Origin of the sequence: Paenibacillus sp. AK121, from assembly GCF_019042715.1 — a bacterium.
In the GTDB taxonomy this organism is placed as follows: domain Bacteria; phylum Bacillota; class Bacilli; order Paenibacillales; family Paenibacillaceae; genus Paenibacillus; species Paenibacillus polymyxa_C.
In genome coordinates this window covers 118119-135529 of sequence record NZ_JAHPJM010000004.1, presented here as the reverse complement: position 1 = coordinate 135529, position 17411 = coordinate 118119, and the positions used below count along the sequence as shown (strand labels likewise).

27 protein-coding genes are annotated in these 17411 nt (G+C 45.2%); all 27 read left to right on the top strand.

Translation table 11 applies throughout. The features are described from left to right. The first annotated feature begins 8 nt into the window (after positions 1-8). The 27 genes from KSP24_RS09430 (at position 9) to KSP24_RS09315 (ending at position 17409) form a co-directional block, all read left to right on the top strand. Complete coding sequence (locus KSP24_RS09430) at positions 9-203, top strand: hypothetical protein (protein ID WP_216974998.1); 195 nt, start codon at positions 9-11, stop codon at positions 201-203. 13 nt (positions 204-216) lie between these two features. After that, a complete protein-coding gene (locus tag KSP24_RS09425) occupies positions 217-591 on the top strand; it encodes a head-tail connector protein (protein WP_216974997.1) in 375 nt (124 codons plus the stop codon). Positions 592-634: 43 nt separating this feature from the next. Then, on the top strand, positions 635-964 hold the full coding sequence (locus KSP24_RS09420; RefSeq protein ID WP_216974996.1) for a hypothetical protein: 330 nt from the start codon (positions 635-637) through the stop codon (positions 962-964). Next, positions 961-1359, top strand: coding sequence for an HK97 gp10 family phage protein (locus KSP24_RS09415; RefSeq protein WP_216974995.1), 399 nt, complete (start codon positions 961-963; stop codon positions 1357-1359). The genes KSP24_RS09420 and KSP24_RS09415 overlap by 4 nt, the downstream gene beginning before the upstream one ends. A gap of 4 nt (positions 1360-1363) precedes the next feature. Further along, entirely contained in the window at positions 1364-1789 is a 426-nt protein-coding gene (locus KSP24_RS09410; RefSeq protein ID WP_216974994.1) for a phage tail terminator family protein, read from the top strand. Further along, on the top strand, positions 1782-2024 hold the full coding sequence (locus KSP24_RS09405) for a hypothetical protein (protein ID WP_216974993.1): 243 nt from the start codon (positions 1782-1784) through the stop codon (positions 2022-2024). Before KSP24_RS09410 ends, KSP24_RS09405 begins: the two co-directional genes overlap by 8 nt. Continuing rightward, positions 2024-2905 (top strand): phage tail sheath subtilisin-like domain-containing protein, encoded by an 882-nt coding sequence (locus KSP24_RS09400; RefSeq protein WP_330705985.1) that lies wholly within the window; start codon positions 2024-2026, stop codon positions 2903-2905. The genes KSP24_RS09405 and KSP24_RS09400 overlap by 1 nt, the downstream gene beginning before the upstream one ends. A 22-nt stretch (positions 2906-2927) precedes the next feature. Beyond that, positions 2928-3032: a hypothetical protein gene (locus KSP24_RS25630; RefSeq protein WP_330705986.1), complete on the top strand. Its 105-nt coding sequence runs from the start codon at positions 2928-2930 to the stop codon at positions 3030-3032. A 1-nt stretch (position 3033) separates the two neighbouring features. After that, positions 3034-3501, top strand: coding sequence for a phage tail tube protein (locus KSP24_RS09395; protein ID WP_058830706.1), 468 nt, complete (start codon positions 3034-3036; stop codon positions 3499-3501). A gap of 25 nt (positions 3502-3526) precedes the next feature. Then, positions 3527-3952 carry a phage tail assembly chaperone gene (locus KSP24_RS09390; protein ID WP_216974992.1) on the top strand — a complete coding sequence of 142 codons (426 nt, stop codon included), beginning with the start codon at positions 3527-3529 and terminating at the stop codon, positions 3950-3952. A 231-nt stretch (positions 3953-4183) separates the two neighbouring features. After that, positions 4184-4315 carry a ribbon-helix-helix protein, CopG family gene (locus KSP24_RS25230; RefSeq protein ID WP_254207709.1) on the top strand — a complete coding sequence of 44 codons (132 nt, stop codon included), beginning with the start codon at positions 4184-4186 and terminating at the stop codon, positions 4313-4315. A gap of 118 nt (positions 4316-4433) precedes the next feature. After that, on the top strand, positions 4434-4892 hold the full coding sequence (locus tag KSP24_RS09385) for a hypothetical protein (protein WP_216974991.1): 459 nt from the start codon (positions 4434-4436) through the stop codon (positions 4890-4892). Further along, positions 4892-5839 (top strand): PDDEXK family nuclease, encoded by a 948-nt coding sequence (locus tag KSP24_RS09380; RefSeq protein ID WP_216974990.1) that lies wholly within the window; start codon positions 4892-4894, stop codon positions 5837-5839. Before KSP24_RS09385 ends, KSP24_RS09380 begins: the two co-directional genes overlap by 1 nt. Before the next feature lie 70 nt (positions 5840-5909). Further along, positions 5910-6263, top strand: coding sequence for a hypothetical protein (locus KSP24_RS09375; protein WP_216974989.1), 354 nt, complete (start codon positions 5910-5912; stop codon positions 6261-6263). Positions 6264-6320: 57 nt separating this feature from the next. Further along, positions 6321-8795 carry a phage tail family protein gene (locus KSP24_RS09370; RefSeq protein WP_216974988.1) on the top strand — a complete coding sequence of 825 codons (2475 nt, stop codon included), beginning with the start codon at positions 6321-6323 and terminating at the stop codon, positions 8793-8795. Further along, positions 8795-9502 carry a LysM peptidoglycan-binding domain-containing protein gene (locus KSP24_RS09365; protein ID WP_216974987.1) on the top strand — a complete coding sequence of 236 codons (708 nt, stop codon included), beginning with the start codon at positions 8795-8797 and terminating at the stop codon, positions 9500-9502. The genes KSP24_RS09370 and KSP24_RS09365 overlap by 1 nt, the downstream gene beginning before the upstream one ends. A 4-nt stretch (positions 9503-9506) precedes the next feature. Then, positions 9507-10505 (top strand): XkdQ/YqbQ family protein, encoded by a 999-nt coding sequence (locus KSP24_RS09360; RefSeq protein ID WP_216974986.1) that lies wholly within the window; start codon positions 9507-9509, stop codon positions 10503-10505. Further along, a complete protein-coding gene (locus KSP24_RS09355) occupies positions 10505-10864 on the top strand; it encodes a DUF2577 domain-containing protein (protein WP_023987551.1) in 360 nt (119 codons plus the stop codon). Before KSP24_RS09360 ends, KSP24_RS09355 begins: the two co-directional genes overlap by 1 nt. Beyond that, positions 10861-11268 carry a DUF2634 domain-containing protein gene (locus KSP24_RS09350; RefSeq protein WP_216974985.1) on the top strand — a complete coding sequence of 136 codons (408 nt, stop codon included), beginning with the start codon at positions 10861-10863 and terminating at the stop codon, positions 11266-11268. The genes KSP24_RS09355 and KSP24_RS09350 overlap by 4 nt, the downstream gene beginning before the upstream one ends. After that, on the top strand, positions 11261-12328 hold the full coding sequence (locus KSP24_RS09345) for a baseplate J/gp47 family protein (protein ID WP_216974984.1): 1068 nt from the start codon (positions 11261-11263) through the stop codon (positions 12326-12328). The genes KSP24_RS09350 and KSP24_RS09345 overlap by 8 nt, the downstream gene beginning before the upstream one ends. 6 nt (positions 12329-12334) lie before the next feature. Further along, positions 12335-12868 carry a YmfQ family protein gene (locus KSP24_RS09340; RefSeq protein ID WP_216974983.1) on the top strand — a complete coding sequence of 178 codons (534 nt, stop codon included), beginning with the start codon at positions 12335-12337 and terminating at the stop codon, positions 12866-12868. After that, positions 12861-14282, top strand: coding sequence for a hypothetical protein (locus tag KSP24_RS09335; RefSeq protein ID WP_216974982.1), 1422 nt, complete (start codon positions 12861-12863; stop codon positions 14280-14282). Before KSP24_RS09340 ends, KSP24_RS09335 begins: the two co-directional genes overlap by 8 nt. Positions 14283-14471: 189 nt before the next feature. After that, complete coding sequence (locus KSP24_RS09330; protein WP_216974981.1) at positions 14472-15356, top strand: hypothetical protein; 885 nt, start codon at positions 14472-14474, stop codon at positions 15354-15356. A gap of 13 nt (positions 15357-15369) precedes the next feature. After that, positions 15370-15885 carry a hypothetical protein gene (locus KSP24_RS09325; protein ID WP_216974980.1) on the top strand — a complete coding sequence of 172 codons (516 nt, stop codon included), beginning with the start codon at positions 15370-15372 and terminating at the stop codon, positions 15883-15885. Next, entirely contained in the window at positions 15882-16028 is a 147-nt protein-coding gene (locus KSP24_RS25625) for a CD1375 family protein (protein WP_367949304.1), read from the top strand. The genes KSP24_RS09325 and KSP24_RS25625 overlap by 4 nt, the downstream gene beginning before the upstream one ends. A gap of 55 nt (positions 16029-16083) precedes the next feature. Next, complete coding sequence (locus KSP24_RS09320; RefSeq protein ID WP_090887529.1) at positions 16084-16485, top strand: hypothetical protein; 402 nt, start codon at positions 16084-16086, stop codon at positions 16483-16485. Positions 16486-16488: 3 nt separating this feature from the next. Continuing rightward, the gene (locus KSP24_RS09315) at positions 16489-17409 is read left to right on the top strand and encodes a peptidoglycan recognition protein family protein (protein ID WP_216974979.1); all 921 of its coding nucleotides are present in this window, start codon (positions 16489-16491) and stop codon (positions 17407-17409) included. Positions 17410-17411 lie beyond the last annotated feature (2 nt).

The window sequence follows — 17411 nt, the reverse complement described above, 5'->3', positions numbered from 1 at the left end:
CTTATATCATGGCAAAACAAAAATATAAGGTGCTATCCCCGGTGATCCAAGCCGGGGTTATTGTGAATTCTGGTGAAATCGATCTTGATGATAAGTATGGAGCCAAACTAGTTGAAAAAGGCGTACTTGAAGAAGTGACACCAGCAAAGAAAGCGGACAGCACAAATAAAACCGAAGTGGATACCGCAAATAAAACCGAATAGGCTGGTGAGTAATATGGACCCGATACGTCTCGAAGCCTTACTCACTAAGCTTAAGGTTCTGCTGGGTCTGCCAGTTACTGAAACAGAGAAGGACGTGCAGCTGTCTTTTGCCCTCAACTTTACGATTGATGGTATCAAAAACTACTGCAACATATCTGATATCCCGGAGCAGTTAGAAAACACAGTATTGCTGATTGCAAAGGACTATTACCTCAACCAGTTTTTAGCTCCGGCTGCAGCTGGTGAAGGTGAAAAGAACGTCCAGAGCATCAAGCGCGGTGACGTGCAATTCACATTCTTTGCGGATGCTAAGCTGGGCGTTGAGGGTACCGCCTTTATTAAGGCATATGGCGCGCAGCTTAACGCATTCCGCAGATTGAGGTGGTAGCATGCAACTGGGCAATCCAGCAACAGAACGCAGGCTTCTTGAAATGACCTATACGGGCGTTTGCCGAGTCGAAGGACAGACAACCCGCAAAGACCCCGTAACAGGCGTAGAACGACCCACAAAGGGCGTTATATTCGACAACCAGCCGTGTGCATTGTCTCAGGCATCATTACCGAGTGCCCAGCAGACGGACACAAACAACGACATTGCCTATGATGGCAAGCTCTTTATTGCTCCGGATGTCGTTATCCCCTCCGGAAGCCGTATCTTTGTTACGCAGGACGTAATGAGCTATGAATTTCAGCAATCGGGCGAGGCGTTCATTTACCCAACTCACCAAGAAATCAAAATGAAGCGGGTTGGTAAAGCATGAGCTTTGCTGAGTTTGATTTTAGTGAGTTTGAGCAACTGGGCAAGAGCCTGCGAAAGATGCAGGCCGATTATCCGCGCTTTGTGGAGGACTGTATAAGAGAGCTTGCCAGTAGGCTCCTGGCTAAAACGGTTGCGAGGACTCCCGTAGATACGGGAATGCTCCGGCGTAACTGGCAACTGGGAACTGTAGAGCGTGTAGGAGGGGGTTACAGCATTGAATTGTTTAACCCTATCGAATATGCGCCTTATGTGGAATACGGGCACCGCACACGGCTACACACAGGCTGGGTAGAGGGGCGGTTTATGCTGACTATTTCCGAAAGGGAACTTGAACGCGAACTGCCTGCGCTGATGGATCGTAAGCTTAAACGCTTCATGGAGGACCATTTGAGGTGATGCAATGGAAGATGTTAAAAACGGAATATTGAAGTACCTGAGCACCTTTCAAACGGGTGTCCCAGTGTACGATGAGCGAATCGAGCAGGGTTTCAAGGAACCATGCTTTTTTGTGTTGATTATTGATGGAGCACAGAACCGGGAATTTAATCGCCGGTACATGCGGACTGATAGTTTCGACATTCACTATTTCCCGAGCCCCGACAACCCAGTGAAGCGCCGTGAATGCGAAACGGTTGCTGACCAACTGTACGAGGAATTGGAATACATCCAGTGGGAAGGCAGCCTTTACAGGGCGGTGGGGATGAAGCACCAAATTGCCGATGATGTGCTGCATTTCTTCCTGGATGTGAATGTTCATTTAATGCGTCCAAAGGGACCAGAAACAAAAATGAGGACTTTAAAACAGGAGGCTGGTATACGTGGCTGATAACCAAGAAACAGAAACCGAGACAACGCCTGCGGCAGCGCCTACGAAGAAAGAGGCGGCAACGTCCACAGCTTCGGTAGAACCCCGTTTTGCCAAAGAACAATTTCAAGATTCACAGCAGTTTACACAGATTGAAAAGGATACACTGAACGTCCTTCTAGAGGATGGCCAGGATTACACCATCGGCGAAGCTAAACGAGTTCTAACCGAGTGGTTGAAGAAGGAGGTTAAATAATGGCCGGCACTTGGGTTACACAGAATAAGGACCTACCTGGCGTATATACCAACGTTGTATCTGAGCCTAAACCATTAGGCACGTTAAGCGATCGTGGTACCGTTACCCTGCCATTGACATTAAGCTGGGGGCCAGCAAAACAAATCATTACTATTGATGCTGGTGATGATATTTCAAAAGCGTTGGGATACGACATTACACATACAAGCCTCCTGTTGGTTAAGGAGGTTCTTAAACGCGCTAAAACACTGCTGGTGTACCGATTAAACGAAGGGACAAAGGCTACAGTTACAAGCGGCAATCTTGTCGCTACGGCGAAGTATGGCGGCGTGAGAGGTAACGATATTTCAATCGTTATTCAGGCCGATATAGATACACCGTCTAGCTTCAATGTTCGCACCCTGGTTGAGGGCCGAGAGGTAAACACACAAAAGGTTGCTAACATTGACGGGCTGGTTGCGAACGAGTGGGTTAGCTTCAAGGCGTCAGCTACAGATAAGACGTTGGCAGCTACGGCCGGGGCTCCGCTGACTGGCGGGGCTGATGGCACGGCAACCAATGCAGACCATTCGGATTATATGGCTGCTATTGAGACGCAAGACTTCAACACCATTGGAGTTCCTTACGATGATGCAACGCTGAAGCCTTTGTATACCACTTACGTTAATCGCCTGCGGAATGACGAGGGCAAAAATGTACAAGTGGTACTACCAAACTATAGCGCGGCCGACAGCGAAGGAGTAATAAACGTCACAAACGGCGTTATTCTTTCAGACGGCACGGTGATCGACAAGGTTAAGGCAGTTGCCTGGGTTGCAGCTGCAACGGCAGCAGCAAACGTAAACGAATCCCTTACTTACGCCGACTACGAACGCCATTGAGGAATTCAATGGACAAACAGACGTGACTATAGTTGCTGGGACGGACAAAGATGCACTTTACGCTGAATACTTCGTTAAGCCTGTAGACAGTGCGGAAAAAATCTATCAGAAAGCGCGGGTGAGATAATATGGCATGGTTAAAAGCGAAGGACACCATTTCCGGTCAAGAGGGCCGGGCATACGCTACGATTGACGGCGATGTGGAAGAAATGTTCTACATTAAGTCGTTGGAAGCAACAGTGGAAAAAGAAAAAACCGATGTTAAAACCCTAGGAAAGCGTGGTACCCAACATAAGGCCAACGGCTGGAGTGGTTCCGGTAGTATGACGGTCTACTATACAACAACTCGTTTCCGTCAATTGATGCTTAAATACATCAAAGAAGGCGTTGATACCTACTTCGACATCATGGTGGTAAACGACGATCCATCGTCTTCTATCGGGCAACAAACAGTAATTCTCAAAGGTGTAAATCTAGATAGTGTCATTATGGCTAAAGTCGATACCGATTCCGAAGTATTGGATGAGGATATCGACTTTACTTTTGATGATGTGGATATTCAAGATAGCTTTACCGCCCCTACATTGGGAGCCTAATTTTAACTAAAGGAGATTAATATAAATGAGCGACTTGACTTTGTTTTATGCACAAAACGTGGATTCTGAAATTACTGAAGATGTGGCAATTTCACCTCGATTCAAGGATAAAGAGGGCAAGCCTGTAAAGTGGGTTATTCGTAGTATCCCAGAAACTGAAAACTCTGTACTTCGCAAGGAGTCAACAAAGAAAGTGAAAGGGAAGAACGGTATCTACTCCAATGAATTTGATTCAGAGGCATACTTGTCCAAAATGGTAGTAGCGGCAGTTGTTTACCCAAATTTGAAAGATGCGGAATTACAAAAATCGTATGGTGTTCTGGGTGCTGAATCACTCATTAAGAAGATGTTACTATCCGGTGAGTATTCTACTTTGCTGGATAAAGTGCAGTCTCTGAGCGGTTACGATCGAGATATGAACGAATTGGTTGATGAAGTAAAAAACTCATAAAGGAGGATAGCGGGGAAGCTAACTATGCCTACTATGCCCTCCATGAACTCCATATTCTGCCGCATGAACTGATGGCAATGAGTCAGCGTGAACGTGCTGCTATTTACGCTATGATCTCTTATAGAATAGACCAAGAGAAAGCTGCTCGAAAGAAATAAGCAGGACAAATATTCCAAACCTCTTGATTTGCTATCATAGTGATAGTATAATGATAGTACAGGAGGTGAGGATTTGAGAACGCTAAATATGAAGATGCCCGAAAAACTTTATGAAGATTTAACACAAAAAGCCAAAGACATGAATATATCCTTGGCGGCGTTGATCAGATTAGTTTGTTCGGAATATCTTGATAAGCAAAAATAAAAGGAAGCCCTTCTCCCCGACAAGAGATAAAAGGACTTCCCAACCAGGTTGTTGCCAACCTGTGAAATATTATAGCACGGGTTGCAACCTCCTCGCAATTAACAAGGAGGCAACATCAATGGAAAACACGTCCAAAGAAACCCGTATGACTGAAGAGGTTAGTGAATTTATCGAAACTTGGATGCACACTTCACCGAGTGATCAAAGAGTTGGGGAAGCGACTCAAATTTATAACTATATCATGAATCGTTTTGATAGAACTCATTGGCTGGCATTAGGAGCCATTTACACCTTTGGTTTTCAAGAAGGGAGGCGAACTGAACGCGCAAGAAAACAAAAAAATAAACAAGCAATTCAAGTACAGAGAGTAAGCAACGAAGATATATCAGAGCCGGAACGATTATACGTCTTGCAATATCAGAATAAACTTAAAGAGCAATGTTTAAATATATTACTCGCTATAGTCGATGATGAATTGTACGACAAAGAAAATATCAAAGCCGATGTTATCGATATAGTCAAAACGTTAAATGAATTAGAAGCAATCTTCCCTTTATATAAGGGGGTTGCGCTCTAATGCCACGTTATTTCGATCATCAAATGTTCTTAGAACGTGTTGCAATCCTTGGGAACGGTGAATACACCGTTCTTGGGGAATATAAGAAGGCTAAAGAAAAGGTTTTAATCAAGCATAATATATGCGGTCATGAGTACTTGGTTGAACCTGACAAATTTTTGGCCGGAAGGCGTTGTCCGGTATGCGCCGATAAGAACCGTCATGTCAGAAGGCGTTTACCCTTAGAGGAAGTCAAAAGAAGAATGTTCGAACGAGCTGGAGATGAGTTCAGTATAGTAGGAGAATATAATGGGAGAGCCAAACACACCACTCTAAAGCATAACGTTTGCGGCCATGTTTGGGGTGCGAGAATAGATAACTTTTTAGAACTTGGAAGAAGATGCCCTAAATGCGGGGTGAAACGAAGAGGTTTGAAAAGAAGACTGACGCAAGAACAATTCGAAGAAAAGTTTCAATCCGCATTAGGCGATGAATACGAACCATTGGAACCTTATGTGACGGATAAGCGGAAAATCAAGGTTTTGCACAAGGGATGTGGAACTGTTTTTTTAGCGCCGCCAATGACCTTGTGGAAAGGCCATGGCTGTCCTGTGTGCAGGAAAAGTAAGGGTGAGTTGAAAATAGTTAATTTCCTGAATGATGCGAACATTGAATATATTCCTCAATATTCCTTTGATAATCTTAAATACAAGCTTAAATTAAACTTTGACTTTGCTGTTTTCAAAGACGAAAAGTTGATGTGTTTGGTTGAGTACGATGGAGAACAACACTTCCAACCTGTCAAAGCGTTTGGCGGAAAAGAGGGATTTGCGAAGGTTAAAAAGAGAGATCAACTTAAAGACCAATACTGCAAAGAAAACGAAATAAAATTAATCAGGATACCGTTCACGCAATTTGATAATATCGAGGGGATTCTTGAACGAGAATTGAAGATTTTATCGAAGTGAAAATAATAGACTAACCCCTCCTTGTTTGGTAGAATGATGGTAAAATCTACCCATTCATGGAGGGTCATTTGTGAAAAAAGTCCTAACTTTAATTTTATTGGTGATTTCATTAACGATTGTTACTGCCTGTTCTTCTGCTAAAGAAGAAGCGGCTACACCTACTCTTGATGATTATGTAAAAGCATTTACGGATGCAGGGGCAAAAGACCGAGGCGAAAATGCTTTTACCTTAGTCGGCGCATCCAGCGGAAAGTTCCTTTCATTAAGTAATGACTCTATTCAAATTATCCAATATGATTCAGAGGAGGACGCTCAGAAAGCCAAAGAAGAACAACCTAAACTTAAGAATTGGTCAATACGAGGGAAAGTATTGTTAAGTTCTCAAAGCGACGAAGCAAAAAAGATATTTGATGAACTGAAATAAATTGGTTGAGAATGGCGCCTGTGAAGGCGTCTTTTTTTATGCCAGAAAGGAGAAATGATGGCAACTGTATCAGCCAGTCTCCAGTTATTTGATAATTTCTCGCAACGTTTGAACTCAGTAAATCAAGCCGTTGAGAGTACTACGCGTCATATGGAATGTCTGCAAGCGATAGCAAGAAATAATATAAGGATAAGCGCAGATGGTAGTAATGCGATATTCCAGTTGAATGCCGTCCAACGAGCTATACAAGCTATTAACGACAGAATACTAATCCATATTGATGCCGCTAATGCTATTCGTGAATTGGAAGTGGTCAAAAACCATATCAGGGGAATGGGTGCGGGATCAGTTGTGAATATTGTAGTGAATTCCGCAGACATTCTACGTGAGATCACACTTATACGCGACCGCATAAGGATGATGTTCACTAGGTCGGTTGTAGACATAACACTTAATGCCGGGGATATTATTAGCCAAGCGAGACGCATACGACAGCAAATCGAAAGTCAACTGCGCCATATACACGCCCGTATACAGGTTGAATTACCGATAGCCCTGCAAGCAATGTTCGGAAATCTACAGATGCTTGTGCTAAGGCTGATTAGAGTTGTGCGGCAATTACGGACAACCAGCGGCGCAAATGCCGCTGAACTTCAAAACGCATTGCAACGGATAGCGGATTTGGAAAGAAAAATAGCCCAATTGCAAGAGCAGATAAACGGAAGCTTGAGAAGAGGCGAGGGTGCATCGTCTGGCTTGCTGGCTAACCTCAAGGGCATGGCCGCTGCCTATCTATCACTCCAAGGAATAAAAGAATTATTCAGTGCTACCGTGGGCGGTGCAATGGATCAGCAGAAGATGGAAGACATGTTTGTTGCTCGTACGGGGCAGGAAGATGTAGGACGCGCAATGTTTGATCGCTTTAAGAAAAACGCATTGGAAGCCGGGCAAGATGTAAATGAGTCTTTGAAAGGCAGTCTTTCCTTTTTCTCAGCAACGCAAAATGTTGATCAACTCGAGAAGCTTAATAACCTCGCCCAACGATTGAATGCCTTTGATAGTGCAGGAAATGGAATGGAGGGAGCTGCCTTCGCCCTTAAGGAAGCATTATCGGCCGATATTGTGTCCTTGGCTGAACGCTTCAATATGGGGAAATCCGATATCCGTGCATCTGGCATCGTGGACTTTGCCAAGAAAGGTGACATCGACGGTTTTATCAAAGATTTTGACAAGTTATTGGAGTCTCAAAAGATGGGGCAAAAAGCGTTTGATACTATGCTGGCAAGTCCGGCCAAACAGTTAGAGATCATGAAGAATAACGTAAGATCCATGTTTGCGGACGCTGGTGGCGCTGCTACTAAGTCACTCCTACCAATGATCCAAATGCTAAATACCGCCTTTCAACAAGGCAAATTTGACGCCTTCTTTGCTAATCTGAGCCAAGGTTTAGATTGGGTAGTACAGAATGCCATTAAAGTGTTTAATGTTATATCTCAAGTTTACGGCTTCATCTCTAGCAATTGGCAGAACATAGCTCCTATTGTTAAAGGAGTTGCAGCAGCGTTTATCGCTTGGAACCTTGCAATGAAGGCTGTAGCAGTTACCCAAGGGATTATAGCTTTTGCCACAGGAAGTAGTACAGCCGTGATCTTTGCCCAAACGTTAGTTACTCGTGGTCTTTCTGCGGCATGGGCCACTTTAAACGCAACAATGAAAGCAAACGTGTTTATTGCCATACTGACTGTGCTGGTGGCAATTGTGACGTGGATGTACGAGGTGTATCAAACCAACGATATGGTGGCAGCAGCGATGTTGCTAAAGTGGGATCAGATTTTAAACTTTTTCGATCAAGTACCTATCTTTTTCGCAAAAGTCGGAGTCGGTATCGCTCAAGCATTCATGAATGCAAAGGCCAGCGTTATGCAGACGATGCAAGACATGACTAACGGAGTCATAAGAAGTGTTAACGACATGCTTGACGCATTGGGCAGAACAGGTATGGTCGACGTTAAATTTATAGACGAGGTGCGTTTTGCGGATGATTCCAAGATAGCTGCGGATAACTTCAAAAATAAAAGTGACGCAAAAATTGCTGCAATGGAAGCAAATGCTGCCGCTAAAGCGAAGCAAAGGCATGAAGAAACGATGGAATATACACGGCAGAGATATTTTGATAAGCGCAAGCAAAACCAAACTGCCGCAGCAGATAAACCTTTCGACTTCACCAAATGGAACGCAGCAGCCGATGCAGCTAAAAAAGCTAATGCTGGAGATGACAAAAAGAAAAACGTTGGCAAGGTAGATAAAGTCGGCAAGATCGAGGACAAGGTTGATATTTCCTCTGAAGATTTGAAGGTAATGCGGGATATCGCAGAGATGAAGTCAATCCAAAACTTTGTTACTCTTACACCTACGGTACAGGTCAAGACAGGCGACATCAACAACGGGGCTGATGTGGATACGATTATTAAGAAGATCGGTGATCATCTGGAAGAGCAGTTTGTTTCAACAGCACAGGGGGTGTACACCTAATGGAACACGCCATACTACTAAGCTACAACAACGGAGAAGAAGCATTTCGTATCCCAGTCAATCCGCCTGAAATGAGTATCAAAGAGGCTGGAGATGGTTCCACATTTAAAATTGTGGACGGGGGCGAGATCAACGCGATTCAGTCACGGAAACTTACGGAGATATCCTTCGATAGCTTTTTCCCTGGACAAGCGTACCCATTCGTCAACACCGATGAATTACGTCCAATACCTGAATATATAGCCTTAATAGACAAGTGGATGGACACTAAGCGGCCCATCCGCTTTATTTATTCTGCAATCAGTTTTGATCCAGGTGCGCAAAAGAGCCCGCAAGAGATCGCTATAAATATGCCAGTGACCATCGAAGAGTTTGAATGGAAGCCAGTAGCCGGTACATCGGATATTGAATACACCATCACATTTAAAAAGTACGTTTTTTACAATGCGGTGCAGGCCAAGGTAAAGAAAACCACAACCAAGGCAGGCGCAAAAAAGACCACGACCACAAAGGCGAAGGCAAAGCGACCCAACGAGAAGGTAAAGCCCAAGTCTGTCAAGGTCAAGGCAGGCGATACGCTTTGGATTATCGCTAAGAAAAACCTGGGTGACGGGTCCCGCTACAAAGAGATCCAGACGCTAAACAAGATTACGAATGCACAGGCCAAACGGCTAAAGGTTGGGCAAGTGCTAAGACTGCCGGGGTGATGGCATGGATATATTCATAGACAACCGGGATGGTAACGTGTGGCAGGTGTCCGGCGAGGCTATGGCGGGCAAGGAAAATGCCGCTGGGTTGGTGACTGAATTAACTTGGAAGACCGAACGCACCGGGAGCCCAGGCAGCGTAGATATCACGCTTGTTAGAGATGGCATCTACCAAAACAAAAAGTTCAAGGTCCAGAATGGGGATATCGTCCGGATTACCAGAGGCAAGTACAAGATATTCTACGGATATGTGTTTTCGGTGGAGCAGTCGGAAAATTCTGATATGAAGATTACCGCATACGATCAAATAAGGTATCTCAACGCCAACGACACTTATGTTTTTAAAAACTTAACGGCAGGCGCGGTGATAAAGCGGATCGCTGAGGACTTCAAACTCAAAACAGGCATGATTGCCGATACGGGATACAAAATACCTGCTATGGTCGAGGATAACCAAAAGCTATTAGACATCATCTACAAGGCCATTGACCAGACGCTAATGTCTACCGGAACAATCTATGTATTTTACGACGACTTTGGCGCTCTGGCCCTTAAACGTGCCGCTGATATGCTTGTATCTGTATCCGTGGGTGATGGCAGTCTAATGACCGGATACGCGCTTAAACGGTCCATAGACAGTGAGACGTACAACTACGTTAAACTGGTGCGGGATAATAAAGAGAGTGGTAAACGAGATGCTTACGTCTACCAGGATAGCAACAATATAAAGAAATGGGGCAAGCTCCAGTTGTATGACAAAGTAGACGAAAAAATGAACGCAGCGCAGATTAAGCAAAAGGCGCAAAACTTGCTCACTTTACACAATAGGGAGAGCAAAAGCTTGAGTATAGATGCTATGGGGGATTTAAGTATCCGGGCAGGTTGTTATGTGCCTGTATTTATAGATGATCTGAAGGTAAGCCAAGTTTACTTGGTAGATTCATGTACACATAAATTTTCGGGTTTAGAACATACCATGTCACTCGAATTGAAGGTGATTTAATGTACAAACAATTACAAAAAATGGCGTTGGAAACTATGAAAGCATCCAAGCCCAGCGAAGGTATGCTTGGACAGGTCACTGCTATTTCACCGCTTGAAATTACTGTAGATCAACGTTTGGTGTTGGACGAGGAATTTCTATTAATCACTGAGCGGGTAACACGTTATGAGGTTAGTCTTACACATAGCCATGTGTATAAAGACGAGACTCCTACTGAGACGGCAACAAAGACCACTCAAACCGCTTTGCCTGATGTGTTGGTGATCCGCGAAGGCCTTAAGGTAGGCGATGCCGTGCTATTACTACGAATGCAAGGCGGTCAACAGTTTGCTGTGCTGGATAAGTTGGTGACACCATGATACCAGAAGGCGGCAGCATCGTTGATGAAGAGATTGAGGAAGAAGAAATGCCCACCAAGACATATGCCTTAGACTTCACGAATGGACGCGCACGCGGCGTTGTGGACGGTCTGGAGGCTATGCGGCAAGTGGTATATAAGATACTCCAAACATTACGTTACGAAAACTTAATATACTCTGATGATTACGGAGCTGAGATAGACCGGCTGCAAGGGCAGAGCCGGTTATTTGTGCAGACTGAGCTTAAGCGATTAGTGCGTGAGGCTTTGCTGGCGGATGACCGGATTACAGATGTGAGAGATTTTCAATTTATCTTTACAGGATCGGACGTACTGGCAGAATTCGAAGTCGTTACTACGCAAGGTAATTTCAGGAACGAAACGGGGGTGAGCGGCATTGTATGAGGCTCAAACATTTGAGACCATCTTAGAGCGCATGCTAGCTCGTATACCGGACAGCATGGATAAACGGGAGGGCAGTGTTATATATGATGCGTTGGCCCCAGCTGCTTCCGAATTAGCGCAAATGTATGTGGAATTGGATACGAATATAAGCTTGATATTCCCGAACGCCGAAAACGAGGAATATTTAGACTCGGCCGTGGCATGGTCCGGTATAACTCGTAAAGAAGCAACCAAAGCACATTGGCGAGGAAAGTTTTACGACAGCCAAGGTGTTCTCATGGATGTGCCTATTGGTAGCCGCTACAGCATTGAGGATCTAAACTATGTTGTACTCGGTAAATTGGGTGGCGGCCAGTTTGTAGTGGAATGCGAAACGGCTGGGCTAATAGGTAATCAATTTTCGGGTTCACTGTTACCGATTGATTTTATAAACGGGCTGGCTCGGGCTGAATTGGTCGATTTGTTAGTGTCTGGAGAAGATACCGAAACGGGGGCAGCGTTGTTTGATCGTTATCAGGACAAAGTGACTAAACCGATAACGAGCGCGAACAAGAATCAATATGTCGTGTGGGCTCGTGAGGTTTCAGGCGTTGGGGATGCGAAAACTTTCCCGCTCTGGAATGGTCCTGGCACGGTTAAAGTAGTCGTCTTGGATAATAACAAGCGAACTCCTTCGGCGGCAGTCGTCCAAGCTGCACAAAAATATATAGATCCTACACAGGATGGGCACGGCGAAGGGGCCGCTCCAATCGGACCAGTGGTTACAGTTGTGGGAGCTGGTGAAGTGCCTATTAACGTCAGTGTGCGGGTTCAACTCGCAAGGGATGCGACTGCGGATGATGTAAAAGAGCAGTTGGAAGCCAGCATTAAAAAGTATCTGGAGGGTTTGGCCTTTAACGAAACTGATACGTTGGTGCGGATTACTCGGATAGCAAACTTTATTTTGGACGTGCCGCCTGTTATCGACTACTTTGATTTGACCATTAACGGAGTGACCAGCAATATTCAAGTGCCTTTGGATTCGGTTGCTGTGCTCGGGACGGTGGATATACATGTCTAAAAACTTATGTCTTATCTGCCTGACTATTATCAGGAGATTGAAGAGTTCGTACAGATAATGGACGCTGAAGATATCGAGTTCGACAAGTTGAATGCAGCGATAGTAGATACATTCCGCCAGTTTCACCCGGAGACAGCAACCTGGGGCATTAAGTATTGGGAGAAGGATCTAAAAATAGTCTCCATGCCTTCCAAGCCGATTGAGCAGCGCCGCAGCGTGGTTATCTCTAAGATGCGCGGGAGCGGCAAGGTGTCGGCTAGCATGATCAAAAATGTGGCAGATAGCTACGATCGTGGCGAGGTTGATGTAACTGTGTTTCCGTCTGAATACTATTTCGTAATCAGATTCATTGGGACTCTAGGCATACCACCGAACCTACAAGATTTGAAGGATGCAATAGAGGAAATAAAACCGGCACATTTAGAAGTAAGATATAAATTTCGCTATTTGGTTATTCGTGAAATACACCATGTAATGCGGATAAACGAAATAAATAAAACACCATTAAACAATTTTGCAGGAGGTGTGCCGATTGGCTAGTAATACACCTAATTTGAGTTTATACATGAAGGACCCGGTAGCAGACGGGAATGATTTTTTTGATGTTGAAACAATGATGAATGACAACTGGGAGAAGATTGACGGTTTTGCTGGTGGTATGGATGAGGTTAAAGAACGCCTTAATACTATATCCCGTCAGGGCGTAGCACTACAGCCAGGTGTGCAGATCATCAACGTTGCCAAGTCATCCTTATTCCAGCTTTCTGGTTTGACAGGCCGGATGTTGGCAAATCTGCTCGGGCGGATGGGGAATTGCGAAAACGTAGGATTGTGGTCTTCTAACACGACCATAGCATTAGATACAACTAACAAAACCAGCGGGACCAGCAGTTTTAAGCTTACGCTAGGTTCTGTACCCGCTACAGCTTCAGCAAGCTTTTTAACCACGCCCGGGAAAAAGTATGTAGCCATTGCCGATGTGAAAAATGGTAATACCAGCAAAGTGGCCGTATCTATAAACGGTATTGCTGGAGCTGCGGGTAATGAGGTTACATCGTCCTCTGTTTTTGCACCTTCAGTCGTGCGGTTTGCAGCTACTGACTATTTTCACATTGTTACGATCACAGGCACAGGCAACAGCGGAAGCACTTTTAATATGGACAGTGTGCGCGTTTACGAGGTCAGCGAGGCGGACTATGCAGCCGCCGCAACCCTTACGCCTTTTCAGGTAGCAGCTAAGTATCCATATGTCGATAGCATAATGACTGTACGTAATCCGTATGTGATACGGTACGGTGAAAACCTTTTACCTAGCTTTTACGAGTGGACGCTAGTTGACACCAAGGCGACAGAGCCATATGCAGCAGCCATGACACCAACTGTTTCTAACCGCGTTACCTATTACGAGGCAGCTACAGTCCCAGGAAAGACATACACCCTTTCGGCGCAGCACAACGGGAATATCGCTCTATCATTCTTAGATTCCAGTGGTAACGTTATCGGGACACCATCCTATACAACATCACAGACGGTATCCGGTACAGCACCAGCAAACGCGCAGCGGATGAGGGTATCTTTTTCGAATCTAACCGTCACAACGGGTATACTGACTATTTCAAACCCAATGCTCAACATTGGTAACATAGCAAAACCATTCAAACCGCGTGAAGACTCAATGTTAGCGTTACAAACAGACCTGTACGCTGATCCAGTTACAGGAGCTAATGCAGATACAGTGTTTGAGCTTGACGGACAATACTTCAAGGCCAAGAAGTGGCAAGGGCTGACGCTGGACGGTAATCAAGATTGGGCGTACAAAGACACTAGGGCAGGCAACAAACAGGTAAAACTATCCTTGCCCAACTCAAAGACCGATAGCGAAAGAGTTACTAAGTATGACGGCAAGCTAATCGCACACGCCTACCCGTGGACGGATGCTGATCAATCGTTTTAGTCGGCTGAGGGGTTATTCATCTCAATACCCGTTGCGGACAGTGGATGGGCGGACGGGTACCAACCAGACCAGAACGACATCAAAGCCTATTTCTGCGGCTACAAAGCTTATGACGCTAATACCATAACGCCAGCGCAAGCACAGGCAGCGACAACAGCGACGTGGAACGGTACAGGTACTAAGTATTGGGTGCAACGTGTGGGCGCTCCTAACTTCACGCAATCCGTACCGCAACAATCCTATGCAGGGTACACACCGTACCAACTTGTATACCAACTCGCTACGCCTACAGTAGAGCCTATTGTTCCAGAGGGACAGCTAAGTTTTGTTGAGGGAGACAATCAGGTTGAAGTAGGCACAGGGGTAATCATTCGTGAAAAGGCAAAGCTTTACCAAGAGTTACCTGTATCAGGTGTGGGCAGATGGAACATCAACAATGGTAGCCCAGGAGAGTATCAGGCATCTCTTTTGAACTACAGAGTTGACAGGTTTATCGGTATTTACCGAAATTCGCAGCGTGACAGCTGGACATTGTTCCCTAACACTGTAACACCTGCTGGTGCTCTGGCTCAAAGTTACAATGTGGATACAGCCGCAGCCTATACCGTTTCATACCTTGCGTTCATGTCGTCTCCAGTCGTGCCGTTCACAGGTTCCTACGCAGCCAATGAAAAAACGCTGCTTGCGGACTTGGTGGACAGTGTACAGCAAAACACGGCGCGTGTGAGTGTACTTGAGAACAAGAAGGCTGACAAAGATAATCCCGCATGGATTACGCCTATTTTGCTTAATGCTTGGATTAACTATGGTGCGAACGATGATACGGCGGGTTTTTTAAAGGATTCCCAGGGTTATGTTCACATTAAGGGTACAATAAAACTTGGCGCGCTCAATGTTCCTGTATTTACCTTGCCTGTAGGGTATAGACCTAAATCAACATTGAGATTCACGATTAACGCAACGAATAAATTCGGGGCAATGAGAATCGGAGTAGATGGTGCAGTAATTATGGAAACAGGCGTGGATGGGACGTATGTGTCTTTACAGATACCGCCGTTTTTAGCAGAACAATAAAGGAGGGAACACCATGAAAGTAGTTCCTAAAGTAAATACAGATGGCCTCTACATAGAGGTGGTAGAAGTGGACGATGCCTTTTCCGGTGTCGTCCCTTTTTATGCCCAGCCAGATAACACCGATCAGGATGCGGATTCAGAGCCAACAACACCCAAGATTGCCGGGTACATTGTTGGCGTACCACTTACAATAACGGGCTTGTTCAAACCGCGTTTTGATCTTGCTGCGTGGGAAACGTATCAAGCAGCCGTTTATGAGGCACAGGAGGCGTATATAACCGCATTGGATGACTGGCAGGCTAAGGGACGGAATCCAGAAAACCAACCTGTATATGTTGCTCCTAAGCAGCCAGACAAGCTATGGATTGAGGGACTTACGCCAGAACAGATAGCGGAATTAACCAAGCAGCCAGAACCGCAGCCAAAGCTTCGTGAAGAACTTACGAATACACAGATTGCAATGGCTGATATGTACGAGCAAATGCTTGCAATGCAAGCTGAACTTAAAGCTCTTAAAGAGGGGAGGTGATTAACGTGGCAGCCATATATGGATCTCTAATCATGAAAGGCATAAAGACGTTTGCTCAGGTGCCAGATATACAAAAGGAACCGGTTAGAGCATATCTAGCAAGTTGGGGATTAGACGTGGATGGCACACTTTTAGAAAAGTAGGATGGGTAAGACAGTGAAAATTATTGAGCAAAAATAGAGAGACGGGGGAAAGGTCATGAATGAAACGGGGGATATCTTCAAAGGAGGGGAAGGGGATGTAGTGCCGATCCAAAGGCTTGAAGATGTGGAAAAAGGTTTGTCAGCACTGGGAGATGAATTCGCTAGGCTTGCAGCAGAAAGTAGAACCATGCAACTTAAACTGAACTATCTGGATGAAAGCCGGAGCCGCCATGAAGAAGATGTAAAGCAAATCAAACAGTCTGCTGCAGAAATGAAGATTCAATTCAACGAAATTATGCGCCGGTGGGACACCTTGGATGCACGTATGTTCCAGTTACTTCAGCAAAGCCAAGAAGATGAAAAGGCAGGCCAAAAGAGTTGGATGGACTTCACTAAGTTTGTTCTAGGCGGCACGATCATTGCTATAGTCGCATTCATTTTTAGAGGGGGATTGTGATAATTGTTTAATCCAAAAAAATACACGATAGAACGGCGCTACATAAACAAGCGCCATAACGTAAGACCGGGTACTCGATTAACGTCGGGTACGCCGGTCTTTTTAGTTGCTCACGACACAGGTAATCCAGGAGCTTCAGCGGATAACCACTTTACCTATTTTCAAAATCTAAAAGACCGGTCCGCATCTGCTCAGGTCTTTGTGGATGATAAAAAGATTCTGGAAATCATCCCAACCGGTACCGGACCCGACCCGGCAGAAAAGGCATGGCATGTCTTGTATAACATTAAGCTTGATAACGAGTTGTATGGCGATGATGCAAACGATATTGCCCTTGGTGTAGAACTATGTTTCGGTGGCAAAATCGACACGCTAGAGGCTCACAAACGCTTTGTATGGTATCTGGCATACTGTTGCAACAAATGGGGGATTAACCCACGTACACACATACCGAGCCATAAGCAGCTTGACCCAGCCCGCAAGAGGGACGTTGACCAAGCTCTGGCGACGATTGGAAAGACACTCAAGGAATTGGTTTATGACGTGGAAGCGGAGCTTAAAGGCGCTGCTGTGGCTCCTGCTACGCTGGACTTTACGCCGTTACCTGTGTATATCGCTCAATCCTTGATTGATAACTATGTATCTCCAGCTTGGTTTGCCAGCCAGAAGGCAGCGGACCAGGAAGGCAAAACGCATTTTCACAACCTTGCTAATAACCTGCGGGCAGCTGCTGGGTTGAACGAAAAGAATCTGCCGCTTGCTGGAGCTGTGAAGTTGTTTAAATCCAATGCCCAAGAAATTATCTTTCGTTGGCTTCAACCAGCTTGGTTCAAGGCTAAACAAGCAGGCGACAAGGAACAAATGCAACACTATAACAATCTGGTCAACTATCTGCGGCGTGCTGCAGGTTTGCCAACACAATAAGA